Raw genomic sequence first — 17,128 nt, forward strand, 5'->3', positions numbered from 1 at the left:
GCCCACGTGCCCGGCGCCCCCTCCTCACGAGAACAGCTGCATGCCTGCCCAACCGCAACACACCACCCGTTGGTACAAGAATGTCTGGCCCTGGATCATCATCGGCATGCTCGCCACCTCGGTGATCCTCAGCATCAACCTGATCCGCGTTGCCGTGCAGAACCAGGACAGCCTGGTCACCGACAACTATTACGAAGCCGGCAAGGGCATCGCCCGCTCGCTGGACCGTGAGCGCCTGGCGCGCGACCTGAAGATCCACGCCAAGATCCACGTCGACGAACTGACCGGCGAGCTGAGCCTGCTGCTGGCCGGCGACAGCCAGCCGGCCACCGTGCAGCTGAGCCTGATCTCGCCCACCCAGCCGGACAAGGACCTGCACATCCAGATGACCCGCAGCACCGGCGAAGCCGGCCGCTACGTCGGTCAGCTGCCGCAAGCCCTCGACGGCCGCCGCTTCGTCGAACTGCTCGGCGAACAGGACGGCCAGACCTGGCGCCTGTTCGAAGAAGAGAACGTCAGCCCCGGCAGCCGCCTGGAACTGGGCGACGAGGCGATTCCGGGAGCCGAAGAACAGGCCAGATGATGACGGCCGCCGCGCGCAGCGCCTCGCTTCTCGCCTGCTACCACTGCGGGCTGCCGGTTCCCGCCGGCAGCCGCTTCGTCGCGCCGGTGCTCGGCGAGTCCCGCGAGTTCTGTTGCCCGGGCTGCCAGGCAGTAGCCGAAGCCATCGTCGCCGGCGGTCTGGACAGCTACTACAAGCACCGCAGCGAACCCTCCGCCAATCCGCAAACTCTGCCGCAACAGCTGAGCGATGAGCTGGCGCTGTACGACCGCGCCGACGTGCAGCAGCCGTTCGTACACCACCAGGATGAACTGGCGGAAACCACCCTGCTGGTCGAAGGGGTCAGCTGCGCCGCCTGCGGCTGGCTGATCGAGCATCACCTCAAGCACCTGCCGGGGGTCCGCGAAGCGCGCCTCAACCTGTCCAACCATCGCCTGCAAGTACGCTGGGCCGACAGCCAGTTGCCGCTCAGCCAGCTCCTCGCCGCGCTGCGCGATATCGGTTACGCCGCGCACCCCTACCAGCCCGACCGCGCCGCCGAACAACTCGCCGCGGAGAACCGCCGCTCGCTGCGCCAGCTCGGGGTCGCCGGCCTGCTGTGGTTCCAGGCGATGATGGCGACCATGGCCACCTGGCCGGAATTCAATATCGACCTCAGCCCCGAGCTGCACCAGATCATGCGCTGGGTGGCGATGTTCCTCACCACGCCGATCGTCTTCTACAGCTGCGCGCCGTTCTTCCGCGGTGCGCTACGCGACCTGCGCACCCGTCACCTGACCATGGACGTGTCGGTCTCGCTGGCCATCGGCGGCGCCTACCTGGCCGGCATCTGGACCGCGATCAGCGGCCAGGGCGAACTGTATTTCGACGCAGTCGGCATGTTCGCCCTGTTCCTCCTCACCGGTCGCTACCTCGAGCGCCGCGCCCGCGAACGCACGGCGGCCGCCACCGCGCAACTGGTCAACCTGCTGCCGGCCTCCTGCCTGCGTCTGGATCAGGCCGGCAACAGCGAGCGCATCCTGCTCAGCGAGCTGCACGTCGGCGACCGCGTGCAGGTGCAGCCCGGCGCCGTGCTGCCCGGCGATGGGCGCATCCTCGACGGCCAGTCGAGCGTCGACGAGTCGCTGCTCACCGGCGAATACCTGCCGCAGGCGCGCGGCGTCGGCGATGCGGTGACCGCCGGCACGCTCAATGTCGAAGGCCCGCTGGTGGTGGAAATCCAAGCGCTCGGCCAGGGCACGCGCCTATCGGCGATCGTCCGCCTGCTGGAACGCGCCCAGGCAGAAAAGCCGCGCCTGGCGATCCTCGCCGACCGCGCCGCGCAATGGTTCCTGCTGCTGTCGCTGCTGGCGGCGCTGGGCATCGGCCTGCTGTGGCTGTACCTGGATGCTGACCGGGCGTTCTGGATCGTCCTCGCCATGCTGGTCGCCACCTGCCCCTGCGCGCTGTCGCTGGCCACCCCGACCGCGCTGACTGCCGCCACCGGCACCCTGCACCGCCGCGGCCTGCTGCTGACCCGCGGGCATGTGCTGGAAGGCTTGAACCAGATCGACACGGTGATCTTCGACAAGACCGGCACCCTCACCGAGGGCAAGCTGACCCTGCGCGACATCCGTCCGCTCGCCAGCACGACCGCCGACGACTGCCTGGCCCTCGCCGCCGCATTGGAAAACCGCTCCGAGCACCCGATCGCCCGCGCCTTCGGCCAGGCGCCGCAAGCTGCCGACGAGGTGCGCAACGAACCGGGTCTCGGCCTGGAAGGCGTGGTCGACGGCCAGCGCCTGCGCATCGGCCAGCCGGCGTTCGTCGCGGCGCTGAGTCAGGCGCCGACGCCGAGCATGCCCGACGAGCCCGGGCAGTGGCTGCTGCTCGGCGACAGCCAGGGCCCGCTCGCCTGGCTGGTGCTCGACGACCGTCTGCGCAGCGAGGCGCCAGCGCTGCTCGACGCCTGCCGCGCGCGTGGCTGGCAGACCCTGCTGCTGTCTGGCGACAGTTCGCCGATGGTCGCCAGCGTCGCTGCCGAGCTGGGCATCGACGACGCGCGCGGTGGCCTGCGTCCGGACGAAAAGCTGGCGATCCTCCAGCAGCTGCGCCAGGCCGGGCGCAAGGTGCTGATGCTCGGCGACGGCGTCAACGACGTGCCGGTGCTCGCCGCCGCCGACATCAGCGTGGCGATGGGTTCGGCCACCGACCTGGCGAAGACCAGCGCCGACGCGGTGCTGCTGTCCAACCGTCTGGAGGCGCTGAGCGCCGCCTTCGATCTGGCCCGCCGCACCCGCCGGGTGATCATCGAGAACCTGCTTTGGGCAGGGCTGTACAATGGCCTGATGCTGCCGTTCGCCGCGCTTGGCTGGATCACCCCGGCGTGGGCGGCGATCGGCATGTCGGTCAGCTCGCTGACCGTGGTGCTCAACGCCCTGCGCCTGACTAGGTAAGCCGCCATGCCCGCTCTCTACGTTCTGATTCCGGTCGCCCTGCTGATCGTCGCCGTGGCCATCTACGTGTTCTTCTGGGCGGTCGACAGCGGCCAGTACGACGACCTCGACGGCCCGGCGCACAGCATCCTGTTCGACGACGAAGACCCGCAGCACCAGGCCGCGGTCGACCAGGCGAATCCCGACAAGGACGACAAGCCGGAGCCGCCGCGTGCTTGAACTCGCCCCCCTGCTGGTCTCCGCGCTGATCCTCGGCCTGCTCGGCGGCGGCCATTGCCTGGGCATGTGCGGCGGCCTGATGGGCGCACTGACCCTGGCGATCCCCGTCGAGCAGCGCAACCGCCGCCTGCGCCTGCTGCTCGCCTACAACCTCGGACGCATCCTCAGCTATGCCACGGCCGGCCTGCTCATCGGCGTGGCCGGCTGGGCCGTGGCCAGCAGCCCGGCGGCGATGGCCCTGCGCGTGGTCGCCGCGCTGCTGCTGATCGCCATGGGCTTGTACCTGGCGGGCTGGTGGAGCGGTCTGACTCGCATCGAGGCACTCGGTCGTGGTCTGTGGCGGCACATCCAGCCGTTCGCCAGCCGACTGATGCCGGTCGCCACCCTGCCGCGCGCGCTGCTGCTCGGCGCGCTGTGGGGCTGGCTGCCCTGCGGGCTGGTCTACAGCACCCTGCTCTGGGCCGCCAGCCAGGGTAACGCGCTGGACAGCGCGCTGCTGATGCTGGCGTTCGGCGTCGGCACCTGGCCGGTGCTGATCGCCACCGGGCTGGCCGCCGAACGCATCACCGCACTGCTGCGCAAACGCGGCGTGCGCATGGCCGGCGGCCTGCTGGTGATCCTCTTCGGCCTGTGGACCCTGCCCGGCCCGCACCAGGCCTGGCTTATGGGCCACGGCGGCGGACACGCCGAGAGCGGCCACAGCATGCAGCACAACCACTGATTCAGATCAAAACCCCCGCCGCCGCCGCTCCCTAGACTCGTCGCATACCCTGACCCGCGGTGCCGCGACATGCTCGAATCAATTCATTGGGACGCTGACCTGATCCGCCGCTACGATCAAGCCGGCCCGCGCTACACCTCGTACCCGACCGCCATGCAGTTCCACCCCGGCGTCGGCCCGTTCGAGCTGTTCCACGCCCTGCGCGACAGCCGCAAGGCGCGCCGCGCACTGTCGCTGTACCTGCACATCCCGTTCTGCGCGCACGTCTGCTACTACTGCGCCTGCAACAAGGTGGTGACCAAGGACCGCAGCCGCAGCGCGCCGTACCTGCAGCGGCTGATCCACGAGATGAGCATCATCGGCCGCCACCTCGACCACGATCAGGTGGTCGAGCAGCTGCATTTCGGCGGCGGCACACCGACCTTCCTCGACCACGCGCAACTGCGCCAGTTGATGGCCGAGCTGCGCCGCAACTTCAACCTGCTGGACGACGACCGCGCCGACTACAGCATCGAGATCGATCCGCGCGAGGCCGACTGGGCGACCATGGGCCTGCTCCGCGAGCTCGGCTTCAACCGCGTCAGCCTCGGCGTGCAGGACCTCGACCCGGAAGTGCAGCGTGCAGTGAACCGCCTGCAGACCCTCGAGGAAACCCGCGCCATCGTCGATGCCGCGCGCACCCTGCAATTCCGCTCGCTGAACATCGACCTGATCTACGGCCTGCCCAAGCAGACGCCGGCCAGCTTCGCGCGTACCGTCGACGAAGTGATCGCCCTGCAGCCCGACCGACTCTCGGTGTTTAACTACGCGCACCTGCCGGAGCGCTTCATGCCGCAGCGGCGCATCAACCCCGCCGAGCTGCCGTCGCCGGCGGACAAGCTGAGCATGCTGGAGACCACCATCCAGCAACTGCAGGCCGCCGGCTACCGGCACATCGGCATGGACCATTTCGCCCTGCCCGACGACGACCTGGCGATGGCCCAGGAAGACGGCCGCCTGCAACGCAACTTCCAGGGCTACACCACGCACGGCCATTGCGACCTGATCGGCCTGGGCGTCTCCGCGATCAGCCATGTCGGTTCGCTGTACTGCCAGAACGACAGCAACCTGGTGCAGTACCAGAACCACCTCGACACCGGCCAGCTGGCGGTCTGCCGCGGCCTACACAGCAGCGTCGACGACGAAGTGCGTGCCGCGGTGATCCACGGTTTGATGTGCGACTACCGCGTGGATTTCTCTGCCATCGAAGCGCGCTTCGAGCTGTACTTCCCCAGCTACTTCGCCGACCTCTGGCCGCAACTGCAGAGCATGGCCAGCGACGGCCTGATCGCGCTCGGCGAGCGCAGCATCCGCGTGCTGCCGGCTGGCCGCCTGCTGGTCCGCGCCGTGGCGATGCTGTTCGACGGTTACCTGATCCAGCAGGAACGCCCGCGTTACTCGCGAGTGATCTGAATCCCCGCCGGCGCCGCTCAGCGCAGCGACAACTGGCTCAGCTCGGCCATCTGCCCGGCATCCAGGCCGGCGTCCTTGACCGCCTTGGCGAGGTCGGCCATGGCGCCGACCAGCGCGCCATTCAGCACCGCCAGCTCGCCTTGCAGCGCCGAGGTGCGCTGCAGCCGCGCTTCCTTGTCGAGCGCCTGCTCACGCATCACCGCCTGCAGCTCCAGCAGCTTGTCGGCGATCTGCTGCTTCAGGGCGCGGATCAGCTTGAGGCTGGCCTTGATTGCATCCGGCAGGCTGCTGTCGTCGATGTCCGAGTCCTTGCTGGCGGCCTTGCTGCGCCCCAGTTCCGACAGGGTCACGCGCACCCCGGCCATCGCCTCGCTGAGCGTGGTGGCCGGGGTCGAACGGCGTTGCTGGGCGCTGGCCAGCGACTGGACCAGGCCCACGGATTGGACGCGCAACATCAGGCAACACTCCGTGCAAGGCTACGCGCACTGTGTCGGCCACGGCTTGGAGGACTTGAATCGCGGGTCAGATTGGCGCCTCCCAAACTGGCAGGACCCTCCCCCCTGGAGTACCCTTGCACTCTGTCCGTGTACCTCCAGGAATGCCCGCATGTCAGAGATCATCAAGGTTCGCACCTTGCCCCAGGTGAATTGCAAGGATTGCAGTCTGGCCAGCCTGTGCCTGCCCTTGTCCCTCGACCTCGCAGACATGGACGCCCTCGACGAAATCGTCAAACGCGGGCGGCCGCTGAAGAAAGGCGAATTCCTGTTCCGTCAGGGCGAACCGTTCGGCTCGGTGTTCGCCGTGCGTTCTGGCAGCCTCAAGACCTTCAGCCTGAGCGACGACGGCGTCGAGCAACTGACCGGCTTCCACCTGCCTAGCGAACTGGTCGGCCTGTCCGGCATGGACAGCGAACACTACCCGGTCAGCGCCCAGGCGCTGGAAACCACCTCGGTGTGCGAGATCCCCTTCGAGCGCCTCGACGAACTGTCCGCCGAGCTGCCGCAACTGCGTCGCCAGTTGATGCGCGTGATGAGCCGCGAGATCCGCGACGACCAGCAGATGATGCTGCTGCTGTCGAAGAAGACCGCCGACGAGCGCATCGCCACCTTCCTGGTCAACCTGTCGGCGCGCTTCCGTGCCCGCGGCTATTCGGCCAACCAGTTCCGCCTGGCCATGTCGCGCAACGAGATCGGCAACTACCTGGGCCTCGCGGTGGAAACGGTGTCCCGGGTGTTCACCCGCTTCCAGCAGAACGGACTGATCAGCGCCGAAGGCAAGGAAGTGCACATCCTCGACGCCATCGAACTGTGCGCCTCGGCCGGCGGCAATCTCGACCTCTGACCCCGTTATCGCGGGCCTTCAACGGCCCGACTGTTTCCTTCCCCCGCCCGGAATTCCGACGATGATTTTCGACGACTTCAGCATCAAGACCCTGATCCGCCCCGTGCCGGATTTCCCCAAGCCCGGCGTGGTGTTCCGCGACATCACTCCGCTGTTCCAGTCGCCGCGCGCCCTGCGCCTGGTCATCGACAGCTTCATCCAGCGCTACGTGGAGGCCGATTTCAGCCACATCGGCGCCATGGATGCGCGCGGTTTCCTGATTGGCTCGATCGTCGCCTATGAACTGAACAAGCCGCTGGTGTTGTTCCGCAAGCAGGGCAAGCTGCCGGCCGAGGTGCTCAGCGAGGGCTACCAGACCGAGTACGGCGAAGCCTTCCTCGAAGTGCACGCCGACAGCCTCTGCGAAGGCGACTCGGTGCTGATGTTCGATGACCTGATCGCCACCGGCGGCACCCTGCTGGCCGCCGCCAAGCTGGTCCGGCGCATGGGCGCCAGCCTGTTCGAAGCGGCGGCGATCATCGACCTGCCCGAACTCGGCGGCTCGCAGCGCCTGCAGGACGTCGGCATCCCGACTTTCAGCCTCACCGCCTTCGCCCTCGACGAACGTTGATCCGCCGCGGCGTCTAGCCGCTCCGCCTCATCCCTGCCTTCCACCGTCCGCCGCGCCAGACCTGCTCTGGCGCGGCGCGCGGCTGTGCGCCGTTCACGCGCGCTTGCCAAACCCACGCAAATCGGCAATGTTACTCATACAAACATTTAGTGATTATTTGAGTAACAAATGCAGCCGACCGCCAAGAGCCTCATTCTCGAACTGCTGCTCGCCGCTCAGGGCGTGCCGCTGACCGCGCGCGATGCGGTGGTCGCCTGCGGGTTGTTCGAGATCAATGCCAGCAACGCCCGCGTGGCCCTGGTGCGCCTGTCCGCCGCCGGGCTGATCGAGGCGGCCGGGCGCGGCAGCTATCAGCTCAGCGAGCAGGCCCGCGAACTGGGCGGCGATATCGCCACATGGCGCGACATCGAACAACGCCTGCGCACCTGGGATGGCAGCTACGTGCTGGCCCAGTGCGGCGCGCTGGGGCGCACCGACCGGGGCGCGCTGCGCCGTCGCGAACGGGCCCTGGAACTGCTCGGCTTCCGCGAACTGGAACGCGGCCTGTACCTGCGCCCGAACAACCTGGAGCCCGACCTCGCCGCCCTGCGCCAGCGCATTCACGGCCTCGGCCTGGAACCAGCCGCCTACCTGTTCAGGGCCGACGATTTCGACGCCGACTGCCAGGCGCGGATCGACCGCCTGTGGAACACCGCCGCGCTGCTCGAGCAGTACCGCCAGCTGAGCCGACAGATGCGCGAGTGGCTCGCCCGCGTCGATGACCTGGAAACCGACGTCGCCGCCCGCGAGGCGTTCCTGCTTGGCAGCCGGGCGATCCGCCAGGTGGTGTTTGACCCACTGCTGCCCGCGCCGATGATCGACGAAGCGGCGCGCGCCGCATTCTTCGCCGACGTCCGCGAGTTCGATCGCATCGGCCACCAGCTCTGGCAACGCTTTTATCGCAGCACCCCGCCCCTGCGCAGCGGCAGCCGTGAACCGACTAAAACAACAACCAGGAGCCTGCAATGACCAGCCGCCAGAAAGTCACCGACTTCTTCAGCCGTGAAGAGATCCAGCAACTCACCCGCCGCTCCGACGCGGCCGGCTGGTGGGCGGTGCTGTCCACCTGGGCGGTGATCGCCGCCACCTTCGCCGTGTTGGCGATCTGGCCGAACCCGCTGACCTTCGTCCTCGCACTGATCGTCCTCGGCGGGCGCCAGCTGTGCCTGGCGATCCTCATGCACGAGGCGGCGCATGGCACGCTGTTCAAGACCAAGGCGCTCAACGACAAGCTCACCGACTGGCTGTGCGCGCGGATCGTCTGGGTCGACGTGGCGCGTTACCGCGAACACCACCTGCGCCATCACGGCCACACCGGCACCGACCTCGATCCGGACTGGAGCCTGGCGCGACCCTTCCCGGCCAGCCGGGTCTCGCTGGCGCGCAAGTTCGCCCGTGACCTGCTCGGCTTCTCCGGCCTCAAGCGCCTGTACGGGCAGCTGCTGATGGACATCGGCGTGCTCAAGTACACCGTCGCCTCAGATGTCGAAGTCCTGCCGCGCAATGGCCGCCGCTGGAGCGACTACGCCCGCGCCGGGCTGCGCAACATGCGCGGCATGCTGCTGAGCAACGCCGCGCTGGCCGGCATCCTCGCCGCATGCGGACAGCTGTGGCTGTACGGCGTCTGGCTGCTCGCCTACCTGACCACCTACAGTCTGTTCATGCGCATCCGCTCGCTGGCCGAACACGCCTGCACCGAGCGCACCCGCGACATGCTGCTCAACACCCGCACCACCCGCGCCGGCTGGCTGGCGCGCGCCACGGTGGCGCCGATCCGCGTCAACTTCCACATCGAGCATCACCTGATGGCGGCCGTCCCCTACTTCCGCCTGCCCCGCGCCCATCGCCTGCTGCGCGAGCGCGGCCTGATCGACAACCCGCCCGGTTACCTCGATGTGCTGCGAATCGTTACCCAGGCGCCACGCCCCGCCATGCCATAACCCGCCGAAAGTTGGCCGCGCAAAAACTCGCCTTGCTCAATAGTTACATCAAGCAATGACACGGTCGTAACCGACACGGTCATGCTCATAACAAGAATGGCGGCGCCCACACGCCGCCCCAGAGCGAGGACTCCTGCAATGTCGACCACAGCTACTGCCAATTCCCTGCCAAGCGCCAGTTTTCCGGTGCGGCGCATGGATTTCAGCTTCGCCGAAACGAAGAAGTACTGGTGGAGCGACGATCCCTTCATGACCCAGTTCATGAACAACCTGTCGTCGCTGTTCCCCTATGGCGAGATGTTCTTCGTCAACAGCGTGCGCGCCGTGCGTGATCGCATCACCGATCCGCAGCTGAAGAAGGACATCAGCGCCTTCATCGGCCAGGAGGCCATGCACTCCAAGGAACACGCGACCTACAACGAATACGCCAACGCGCACGGCATCGACCTCGAGAAGCTCGAACTGCGCATCAAGGTGCTGCTGGAATGGATCACCAAGGTGACCACCAAGAAGCAGCGCCTGGCCGCCACCTGCGCCCTGGAGCACTTCACCGCGACCATGGCCGAGCAGCTGCTGAAGCGCGAAGACCTGACCACCCAGATCGACGATCCGAAGATGTACCAGCTGTGGATGTGGCACGCGATCGAGGAGAACGAGCACAAGGCGGTCTGCTACGACGCCTACCAGGCGATCGGCGGCGGCTACTTCATTCGCACCATCACCATGCTGCTGACCACGGTGATCTTCCTCGGCGTGATCGGCTGGTTCCAGATTCACCTGCTGCGCAAGGACGGCCAGCTGTTCAACTGGAGCGCCTGGAAGCGCGGCCTGACCACCCTGTTCAGCCCGCGCAATGGCTTCTTCACCAAGCTGATCAAGCCCTATCTGGACTACTACCGCCCCGGCTTCCACCCGTTCGACCACGAGACCAAGGCGCTCGAGAAGAACTGGCGGCAGCGCCTCGGCTTCAGCAACTGATCGACCCACGCTAGCTCATCGACCCACGTTGGCGGCGTCGCTTTCCCCAAGGCGACGCCGTCTTTTTTATTGCCAGGAGACTGACACTAGGTCAGGCGCAGCTGACCGATGCCCTGCAGCACGCTGGCGCCGGTGAACAGCATGACGATCTCCTCCTCGGCCAACGCGCAGATCGCCGCGCGGCGCTCCGGCTGACCGATGTAGTCGAGCGACACCTGGAACAGGTTGCGGCTGACCAGGCTGGAAATCTGCAGCACCACGCTGGGGCTGACCAGCTCCGGCAACAGCTTGTAGGCAATGGTGTCCTCGGCCATGTCGACGGCGAACTCGTCCATCACCTCCTGCAACGCCGCGCGCAACACCGGCGAGGCGCCGTGCAGTTCGCGCACACCGATGATGAAGGCTTCCGGATGCGCCTCGACGAAGGCGAAGAACAGCTGCACGGTCTCGTGGCAGACCCGCCGGCCGCGATTGAGGTCAATGCCGAACAGCTGCGGCGCACTGTCTTTGGCCTCGCTCACCGCGCGCAGGGCCGCCTCGCGGCGCAGGTCGCGCAGCGGCTGGCGCAGCTGCACGGAGATGTCGCGGATCACCGCCATGCCGAGATCGTCGACGTCCTTGAAGTGCCGGTAGAAGGTGTTCGGGTTGAGCCCCGCCTCACGCGCCAGTTCGCGCAGGCCGAGGCTGCTCAGGCTGCGGCTGGTCGAGGTCAATCGTAACGCTGCCTCCATCAACAGGCGCTTGCCCGGCGCGTCGCCGCTACGTTCCCGCGCGAGCGTGCTGTCGCTGGCCTCGATATCCATGGCTGCCCCTACCTTTGGTTGGCTTGTGGAGGTGTCTCTTGCCGGCAAGTATACAGATGTCTACATTGGTATACAGCTGTATACGCCAGCAATAAAGATAACAGGAGCTTGGCCACATGAATGCACCCGTCACCCCTCCCACAACTGCCCGGCACTGCAAGATCGCCATCATCGGCAGCGGCTTCTCCGGCCTCGGCATGGCCATCCGCCTGAAGCAGCAAGGCGAGAACGATTTCCTGCTGTTCGAAAAGGAGGCCGGCGTCGGCGGCACCTGGCGGGTCAACAACTACCCGGGCTGCGGCTGCGACGTGCAATCGCACCTGTACTCCTTCTCCTTCGAGCCGAACCCGAAGTGGACACGCATGTTCGCCAAGCAGCCGGAAATCCAAAGCTACCTGGAAGGCTGCTGGGAGAAGTACCGTCTGCAGGACAAGACCCTGCTGGGCACCGAGATCGGCGAGCTGCGCTGGGATGAGCAGCACGAGCTGTGGCACCTGAGCGATGCCGCCGGCAACCGCTACACCGCGCAGTTCGTGGTGTCCGGCATGGGCGCGCTGTCCACCCCGTCGACCCCCAAGCTCAAGGGCCTGGAGAAGTTCAAGGGCACGGTGTTCCACTCCCAGCAGTGGAACCACGACTACGACCTGAGCGGCAAGCGCGTCGCGGTGGTCGGCACCGGCGCCTCGTCGATCCAGTTCGTCCCGCAGATCCAGAAGCAGGTCGCGCAGCTCGACCTCTACCAGCGCACCGCGCCGTGGATCATGCCCAAGCCGGACCGTGCGATCAGCGACAGCGAGCGCGCCCGCTTCCGCAACTTCCCGCTGGCGCAGAAACTCTGGCGCGGGCTGATCTACGGCCTGCTGGAAAGCCGGGTGATCGCCTTCGCCTTTGCCCCGCGGCTGCTCAAGGTCGCGCAGACCGTCGGCAAGATGTACATCAACAAGCACATCAAGGACCCGGTGCTGCGCGCCAAGGTCACCCCGGACTACACCATGGGCTGCAAGCGCGTGCTGATCTCCAACGACTACTACCCGGCGCTGACCCAGCCGAACGTCGACGTGGTCACCGACGGCATCCGGGAAATCCGCGCCAACAGCATCGTCACCGCCGACGGCCAGGAACGCCCGATCGACGCGATCATCTTCGGCACCGGCTTCACCCCCAGCGACCCGCTGCCGCGCGGCGTGGTGTTCGGCCGCGACGGCGTCGACCTGCTCGACACCTGGCCGCAGGGTCCGGAAGCCTACAAGGGCACGCTGACCGCCGGCTTCCCCAGCATGTTCTTCCTGATGGGCCCGAATACCGGCCTCGGCCACAACTCGATGGTCTACATGATCGAATCGCAGATCCACTACGTGCTCGGCGCCCTCGACCTGCTCAAGCAGCGCCGCCTGCGTAGCCTGGAGGTCAAGCGCGAGGCGCAGGACAAGTTCAACGGCAAGCTGCAGGGCTCGCTCGGCAGCACCGTGTGGAACGCCGGCGGCTGCATGAGCTGGTACCTGCACCCGGTCAGCGGCCGCAACTGCACGGTCTGGCCGGGCTTCACCTGGCGCTTCCGCATGCTGACGCGCAACTTCGACCCGGCGGCCTATCATTTCAGTCGCCAGTCCGCCGCCCACCCTGCCCAGAGCTACGCCATCGCCGCCGAGGAGGCCACCGCATGAAATCCTTCGAGAACAAAGTCGCCGCCGTCACCGGCGCAGGTTCTGGCATCGGTCGCGCGCTCGCCTACCGCCTCGCCCGCCAGGGCTGCCACCTGGCGCTGGCCGACGTGAATGCCGTCGGCCTGGCCGAGACCGCCGAACAGGCACGCAAACTGGGCGTCACCGTCACCGAGGCGCGGGTCGACGTGTCCGACCGCGACGCCGTGCACGCCTGGGCCGAGCAGGTGGTCAAGGACCACGGCCGGGTCAACGCGATCTTCAACAACGCCGGGGTCGCCCAGGGCGGGACCATCGAGGGCAACGACTATGCCGACTACGAATGGATCATGGGCATCAACTTCTGGGGCGTGGTGTATGGCACCAAGGCGTTCCTGCCCTACCTGAAAGCCGCCGGCGAAGGACACATCGTCAACGTTTCCAGCGTGTTCGGGCTGTTCGCCCAGCCGGGCATGAGCGCCTACAACGCCACCAAGTTCGCCGTGCGCGGCTTCACCGAATCGCTGCGCCAGGAGCTGGACATGGCCGGCGGCGGCGTGTCGGCAAGCTGCGTGCACCCCGGCGGGATCAAGACCAACATCGCCAAGACCGCGCGGATGAACGAAAGCATGACCAAGCTGACCGGTCAGGATGCCGAGGAGCAGCGCCAGCAGTTCAACGACCAGCTGCTGCGCACCACCCCGGACCGCGCCGCCGAAGTGATCATCAACGGCGTGCTGCGCAACAAGCGGCGCATCCTGATCGGCGCCGACGCCTGGGCGCTGGACGGCATGCAGCGCCTGATGCCGACCTTCTACCAGCGCCTGGTGGTCGGCTCGATGCGCCTGGCCGCACGCTTCGCGCCGAAGAAGCCGAGCAAGGCCAGCGCCCCTGCCGAGCAGTAACACGCCCACCCAGCAAAAAGCCCCGGTTGCCTGAGCACCGGGGCTTTCTGCTTTTTTTGCGCGGCAGGCGCTCAGCCGTCGCGTAACTCCTGACACTCCAGACTGGCCAACACACCGTCGCGCAGCAGAGCACTGAGCCGCTCCTGCAGCAGCGGCGTGGCGAAGAACGCCTGCCGCGCCTCGGCCGACACCCAGCTACCGCGCAGCTGCCAGCGCGTATCCGCCTGCTGCTCGATGCTGAACGCCAGGCAGCCGGGCAGCCGCGCGATGGGCTCCTGCAGGTCGCGCAGACCGGCGCCGAGCTGCGCCGAACGACCGTGGCAGGCACGCAGGTAAGCCAGGTGGTGGGCGGTCATGGCGGTCTCCTGCCGAGGTGCGGCGGCTTAGTACGGGCTGGCGGTGGGACGCACGATCAGTTCGCTGACGTCGACATCCGCCGGCTGCTCGACGGCGTAGGCGATGGCGCGGGCAATCGCATCCGGGGTCAGGGCAATCTTGCGGAACTCCTGCATCGCGCCGCGGGCCAGCGGGTCGGAAATGCTGTCGGCCAGCTCCGACTCGACCACCCCCGGCGAGACCAGGGTCACTCGGATGTCGCCACCGACTTCCTGGCGCAGGCCTTCGGTGATCGCCCGTACCGCATACTTGGTCGCGCAGTACACCGCACCGGTCTGCACCACGCTGTAGGCGCCGATCGAGGCAATGTTGATGAACTGCCCGCCGTGCTGGCGCTGCATGACCGGCAAGGCGGCGGCGATGCCGTGCAGCACGCCGCGGATGTTGACGTCGATCATGCTGTCCCACTCCTCGACCTTCAGCGCCTCGAGCTTGGAGAGCGGCATGACCCCGGCGTTGTTGAGCAGCACGTCGACGCGCCCGTAGCACTCGATGGCGAAATCGATAAAGGCCTGGGTGTCTTCGCGACTGGTCACATCGAGGCGGCGGTATTCGGCGGTGCCGCCGGCGTTGCGGATTTCCGCGACCAGCGCTTCGAGGCGCTCGGTACGCCGCGCACCGAGGACCAGGCGGGCGCCCTTCTCGGCCAGCAGGCGGGCACTGGCTTCGCCGATGCCGCTGCTGGCGCCAGTGATCAGGATGACTTTGTTGTGGATGTTCGACATGTCGGTGTCCTCGGCTCAGATGGGCGACGGCGGGTGTCGCTACAGGTCCAGAGGCTACGCGGCCGAGGGCGAACGCGTTATGCGGTTACTGCGGCATTCTTGCCTGATCCTGCTTTTGTGCAATTCGGGTCGAACACGCCACGAGCAGCCAGGCGTAACGCTGCTCCGCAGCGAAACATCGATGAAACCTGAGCTATTGCCCATTACCGGGAGATTCTTGCCTGATCCTGCGCACTTGCCGGGGCGGCCAAGACTTGCCTGAAAACCCGGACTAAGCTGCAGCCAGCTTCCGGGAGTTCCGCCATGTCCGTCCTCACTGCCCCACCCGCCGCCGATCCTGCCCTCGACCAGCGCCAGGCCGAACTGGCCGTGCTATTGCGCCGTCTGACGCCCAGCGAAGGCGTCCACGAGTCGGCGGTGCCGGGGCTGTTTCTGGTGCGCTGCGATGAGCCGACCCTGCCGGTGCAGGGCCTGTGCAAACCGAGCCTGTGCATCATTGCCCAAGGGCGGAAGGACGTGCGCCTGGGCAGCGAATGGTTCGTCTACGACCCGCTTACCTACCTGGTCGCCTCGGTCGCCCTGCCGGTGTCCGGGCAGGTCACCCAGGCCACCCCGGAGCAGCCGTACCTGAGCCTGCGCCTGGATTTCGAGCCAGCGCAGGTCGCTCGTCTGATCGCCGACGCTGGGCCGATCGGCGTGCCGAATGGCGGACCGTCGCGCGCGCTGTACGTCGACCGCCTCGACGTCGCGCTGCTCGACGCGGTGATCCGCCTGGTGCGCCTGCTGGAGACGCCGCGCGACATCGCCATGCTCGCCCCGCTGATCCAGCGCGAGATCTTCTACCGCCTGCTGCACAGCCCGCAGGGGCAGATCCTCCACGAGATCGCCCTGGCCGACAGCCAGGGCCACCGCATCGCCCGCGCCATCGACTGGCTGAACCAGAACTATGACCAGCAACTGCGCATCGAAGACCTGGCGCGCACGGTCAACCTGAGCACCTCGACCCTGCACCACCGCTTCAAGGCGGTCACCGCGCTCAGCCCGCTGCAGTACCAGAAACAGCTGCGCCTGCAGGAAGCGCGGCGGCTGATGGTCACCGAAGGCCTGGAGGCATCGGCGGCCAGCTACCGGGTCGGTTACGAAAGCCCCTCGCAGTTCAGTCGCGAGTACAGCCGGCTGTTCGGCGCCCCGCCGCTGCGCGATCTGGCCCGCCTGCGCAACCTCGCCTGAGCCGTCAGGTCGCCCGGTACCAGGCCACGCCCTCCGCATCCTCGCTGACACTGACCGCGCCACGCTGCACCAGGTAGTTGAGGTTGGCGAGTGCTTCGCCGGTGGCCAGTGGCAGCAGTTCGGCATCGATCGGCCGGGCAAACAGCGCGCCGAACACGTCGACCACCCGCTTCGGTGCCTCGCTCAGCGACTGGAGCAGGCGCTCGAACGAGCGGCGATGCCCCGAGTCCAGGCGGTCCAGGCGCGCGTGCAGGCCCTCGAACGGATCATTGTGCGCCGGCAGCACCAGCACATCGTCAGGCAGCTCGCGCTTGAGCTTAGCCAGCGACTCCAGCCATTCGCCCATCGGATCGGCATGCGGCTCGGTGGGGAACACCGAGACGTTCGGCGAGATGCGCGGCAGCACCTGGTCGCCGGAGATCAGCAGGTTCAGCTCGGCGCAGTAGAAACAGGCATGCTCCGGCGAGTGCCCGGAACCGATCACCACCTGCCAGTCGTGCGCGCCGATGCGCAGCACCTGGCCGCCCTGCAGGCGCCGATAGCTCTGCGGCAGCGGCGAGATGTGCTTGCCATAGCCGCCGAAGCGCGCGCAGTAGGTTTCCATCGCCTCGTTGTCCCAGCCGGCGCGGCGGTAGAAGCGGATGCCCTCGGCCGGCGCCTCGCGCCCGGTGTCGGCGACCAGCACGCGGCAGGTCATGTACTCGCCGCGGGTCATCCACAGCTCGCAGCTGAACTTGCGGGTCAGCCAGCCGGCCATGCCGATGTGATCGGGGTGCATGTGGGTGGCGAAGATGCGCGTCAGCCGGCGCCCGCCGAGCGGTCCGTCGGCGGCGACCAGGGCGCGCCAGGTGTCGCGCGTGTCCGCGGTGCACATGCCGGTATCGAAGATCGCCCAGCCGTCGCCGTCCTCCACCGCCCACAGGTTGATGTGATCCAGCGACAGCGGCAGCGGCATGCGCAGCCACAACACGCCAGGCGCGACTTCGCGCACCTGGCCGGCATCGGGCGCGTCGCCACAGGGATAAACAAGCGGTATGCGTTCAGGTTTGCTCACGCGGATGCCTTCTCGATCAGGGTGCCGCATCGACAGCGACGCGACAGGAATCACCGGCCTGCGCGCGACTCTATGGTC

General features: G+C 67.3%; 18 protein-coding genes. 13 read left to right on the forward strand and 5 right to left on the reverse strand.

Going from position 1 to position 17,128, the window contains the following annotated elements; translation table 11 throughout:
• The first annotated feature begins 40 nt into the window (after nt 1-40).
• The 5 genes from JQX08_RS01850 to hemN all read left to right on the forward strand — a co-directional run bounded on the left by JQX08_RS01850 (nt 41) and on the right by hemN (nt 5,389).
• Nucleotides 41-583, forward strand: coding sequence for a FixH family protein (locus tag JQX08_RS01850; RefSeq protein ID WP_204914303.1), 543 nt, complete (start codon nt 41-43; stop codon nt 581-583).
• Nucleotides 583-2,997 (forward strand): heavy metal translocating P-type ATPase, encoded by a 2,415-nt coding sequence (locus JQX08_RS01855; protein WP_204915309.1) that lies wholly within the window; start codon nt 583-585, stop codon nt 2,995-2,997. Before JQX08_RS01850 ends, JQX08_RS01855 begins: the two co-directional genes overlap by 1 nt.
• A 6-nt stretch (nt 2,998-3,003) precedes the next feature.
• Complete coding sequence (gene ccoS / locus JQX08_RS01860; protein ID WP_204914305.1) at nt 3,004-3,216, forward strand: cbb3-type cytochrome oxidase assembly protein CcoS; 213 nt, start codon at nt 3,004-3,006, stop codon at nt 3,214-3,216.
• Nucleotides 3,209-3,937, forward strand: coding sequence for an urease accessory protein UreH domain-containing protein (locus tag JQX08_RS01865; RefSeq protein WP_204914307.1), 729 nt, complete (start codon nt 3,209-3,211; stop codon nt 3,935-3,937). The genes ccoS and JQX08_RS01865 overlap by 8 nt, the downstream gene beginning before the upstream one ends.
• 69 nt (nt 3,938-4,006) lie before the next feature.
• Complete coding sequence (hemN, locus tag JQX08_RS01870; protein ID WP_204914309.1) at nt 4,007-5,389, forward strand: oxygen-independent coproporphyrinogen III oxidase; 1,383 nt, start codon at nt 4,007-4,009, stop codon at nt 5,387-5,389.
• 17 nt (nt 5,390-5,406) lie between these two features.
• On the opposite strand, the gene JQX08_RS01875 is transcribed toward hemN, so the two are convergent.
• Nucleotides 5,407-5,844 (reverse strand): hypothetical protein, encoded by a 438-nt coding sequence (locus JQX08_RS01875; protein ID WP_239481948.1) that lies wholly within the window; start codon nt 5,842-5,844, stop codon nt 5,407-5,409.
• A 151-nt stretch (nt 5,845-5,995) separates the two neighbouring features.
• Here JQX08_RS01875 and fnr point away from each other — a divergent pair, with 151 nt between their 5' ends.
• The 5 genes from fnr (at nt 5,996) to JQX08_RS01900 (ending at nt 10,297) form a co-directional block, all read left to right on the forward strand.
• Nucleotides 5,996-6,730: a fumarate/nitrate reduction transcriptional regulator Fnr gene (gene fnr / locus JQX08_RS01880; protein ID WP_204914310.1), complete on the forward strand. Its 735-nt coding sequence runs from the start codon at nt 5,996-5,998 to the stop codon at nt 6,728-6,730.
• Nucleotides 6,731-6,791: 61 nt separating this feature from the next.
• Complete coding sequence (locus JQX08_RS01885) at nt 6,792-7,340, forward strand: adenine phosphoribosyltransferase (RefSeq protein ID WP_204914311.1); 549 nt, start codon at nt 6,792-6,794, stop codon at nt 7,338-7,340.
• Between the two features lie 168 nt (nt 7,341-7,508).
• Nucleotides 7,509-8,348 carry a PaaX family transcriptional regulator C-terminal domain-containing protein gene (locus JQX08_RS01890; protein WP_204914312.1) on the forward strand — a complete coding sequence of 280 codons (840 nt, stop codon included), beginning with the start codon at nt 7,509-7,511 and terminating at the stop codon, nt 8,346-8,348.
• The gene (locus tag JQX08_RS01895) at nt 8,345-9,319 is read left to right on the forward strand and encodes a fatty acid desaturase family protein (protein ID WP_204914313.1); all 975 of its coding nucleotides are present in this window, start codon (nt 8,345-8,347) and stop codon (nt 9,317-9,319) included. Before JQX08_RS01890 ends, JQX08_RS01895 begins: the two co-directional genes overlap by 4 nt.
• Before the next feature lie 138 nt (nt 9,320-9,457).
• Complete coding sequence (locus tag JQX08_RS01900) at nt 9,458-10,297, forward strand: metal-dependent hydrolase (RefSeq protein ID WP_204914314.1); 840 nt, start codon at nt 9,458-9,460, stop codon at nt 10,295-10,297.
• 86 nt (nt 10,298-10,383) lie between these two features.
• Here JQX08_RS01900 and JQX08_RS01905 read toward each other — a convergent pair whose 3' ends face one another.
• Nucleotides 10,384-11,100: a TetR family transcriptional regulator gene (locus JQX08_RS01905; RefSeq protein WP_204914315.1), complete on the reverse strand. Its 717-nt coding sequence runs from the start codon at nt 11,098-11,100 to the stop codon at nt 10,384-10,386.
• 116 nt (nt 11,101-11,216) lie between these two features.
• Here JQX08_RS01905 and JQX08_RS01910 point away from each other — a divergent pair, with 116 nt between their 5' ends.
• Together JQX08_RS01910 and JQX08_RS01915 are read left to right on the forward strand one after the other, a co-directional pair.
• Nucleotides 11,217-12,764, forward strand: coding sequence for a flavin-containing monooxygenase (locus tag JQX08_RS01910; protein ID WP_204914316.1), 1,548 nt, complete (start codon nt 11,217-11,219; stop codon nt 12,762-12,764).
• Nucleotides 12,761-13,645, forward strand: coding sequence for an SDR family NAD(P)-dependent oxidoreductase (locus JQX08_RS01915; RefSeq protein WP_204914319.1), 885 nt, complete (start codon nt 12,761-12,763; stop codon nt 13,643-13,645). The genes JQX08_RS01910 and JQX08_RS01915 overlap by 4 nt, the downstream gene beginning before the upstream one ends.
• 71 nt (nt 13,646-13,716) lie before the next feature.
• Here JQX08_RS01915 and JQX08_RS01920 read toward each other — a convergent pair whose 3' ends face one another.
• Together JQX08_RS01920 and JQX08_RS01925 are read right to left on the reverse strand one after the other, a co-directional pair.
• The gene (locus JQX08_RS01920; protein ID WP_204914320.1) at nt 13,717-14,001 is read right to left on the reverse strand and encodes a putative quinol monooxygenase; all 285 of its coding nucleotides are present in this window, start codon (nt 13,999-14,001) and stop codon (nt 13,717-13,719) included.
• A gap of 27 nt (nt 14,002-14,028) precedes the next feature.
• On the reverse strand, nt 14,029-14,766 hold the full coding sequence (locus JQX08_RS01925) for an SDR family oxidoreductase (RefSeq protein WP_204914321.1): 738 nt from the start codon (nt 14,764-14,766) through the stop codon (nt 14,029-14,031).
• A 303-nt stretch (nt 14,767-15,069) separates the two neighbouring features.
• Here JQX08_RS01925 and JQX08_RS01930 point away from each other — a divergent pair, with 303 nt between their 5' ends.
• On the forward strand, nt 15,070-15,996 hold the full coding sequence (locus JQX08_RS01930) for an AraC family transcriptional regulator (RefSeq protein ID WP_204914322.1): 927 nt from the start codon (nt 15,070-15,072) through the stop codon (nt 15,994-15,996).
• Between the two features lie 4 nt (nt 15,997-16,000).
• Here the strand turns inward: JQX08_RS01930 and JQX08_RS01935 are convergent, their stop codons facing one another.
• Entirely contained in the window at nt 16,001-17,050 is a 1,050-nt protein-coding gene (locus JQX08_RS01935) for an MBL fold metallo-hydrolase (RefSeq protein ID WP_346727569.1), read from the reverse strand.
• Between the last annotated feature and the right edge of the window lie 78 nt (nt 17,051-17,128).

The sequence above is a fragment of the Zestomonas insulae genome, from assembly GCF_016901015.1.
Classification (GTDB): domain Bacteria; phylum Pseudomonadota; class Gammaproteobacteria; order Pseudomonadales; family Pseudomonadaceae; genus Aquipseudomonas; species Aquipseudomonas insulae.

Coding starts and splice junctions, on each gene's coding strand:
- JQX08_RS01850 (WP_204914303.1), top strand. CDS start 41: ATGCCTGCCCAACCGCAACACACCACCCGTTGGTACAAGAATGTCTGG.
- JQX08_RS01855 (WP_204915309.1), top strand. CDS start 583: ATGACGGCCGCCGCGCGCAGCGCCTCGCTTCTCGCCTGCTACCACTGC.
- ccoS (WP_204914305.1), top strand. CDS start 3,004: ATGCCCGCTCTCTACGTTCTGATTCCGGTCGCCCTGCTGATCGTCGCC.
- hemN (WP_204914309.1), top strand. CDS start 4,007: ATGCTCGAATCAATTCATTGGGACGCTGACCTGATCCGCCGCTACGAT.
- JQX08_RS01875 (WP_239481948.1), bottom strand. CDS start 5,844: ATGTTGCGCGTCCAATCCGTGGGCCTGGTCCAGTCGCTGGCCAGCGCC.
- fnr (WP_204914310.1), top strand. CDS start 5,996: ATGTCAGAGATCATCAAGGTTCGCACCTTGCCCCAGGTGAATTGCAAG.
- JQX08_RS01885 (WP_204914311.1), top strand. CDS start 6,792: ATGATTTTCGACGACTTCAGCATCAAGACCCTGATCCGCCCCGTGCCG.
- JQX08_RS01890 (WP_204914312.1), top strand. CDS start 7,509: ATGCAGCCGACCGCCAAGAGCCTCATTCTCGAACTGCTGCTCGCCGCT.
- JQX08_RS01895 (WP_204914313.1), top strand. CDS start 8,345: ATGACCAGCCGCCAGAAAGTCACCGACTTCTTCAGCCGTGAAGAGATC.
- JQX08_RS01900 (WP_204914314.1), top strand. CDS start 9,458: ATGTCGACCACAGCTACTGCCAATTCCCTGCCAAGCGCCAGTTTTCCG.
- JQX08_RS01905 (WP_204914315.1), bottom strand. CDS start 11,100: ATGGATATCGAGGCCAGCGACAGCACGCTCGCGCGGGAACGTAGCGGC.
- JQX08_RS01910 (WP_204914316.1), top strand. CDS start 11,217: ATGAATGCACCCGTCACCCCTCCCACAACTGCCCGGCACTGCAAGATC.
- JQX08_RS01915 (WP_204914319.1), top strand. CDS start 12,761: ATGAAATCCTTCGAGAACAAAGTCGCCGCCGTCACCGGCGCAGGTTCT.
- JQX08_RS01920 (WP_204914320.1), bottom strand. CDS start 14,001: ATGACCGCCCACCACCTGGCTTACCTGCGTGCCTGCCACGGTCGTTCG.
- JQX08_RS01925 (WP_204914321.1), bottom strand. CDS start 14,766: ATGTCGAACATCCACAACAAAGTCATCCTGATCACTGGCGCCAGCAGC.
- JQX08_RS01930 (WP_204914322.1), top strand. CDS start 15,070: ATGTCCGTCCTCACTGCCCCACCCGCCGCCGATCCTGCCCTCGACCAG.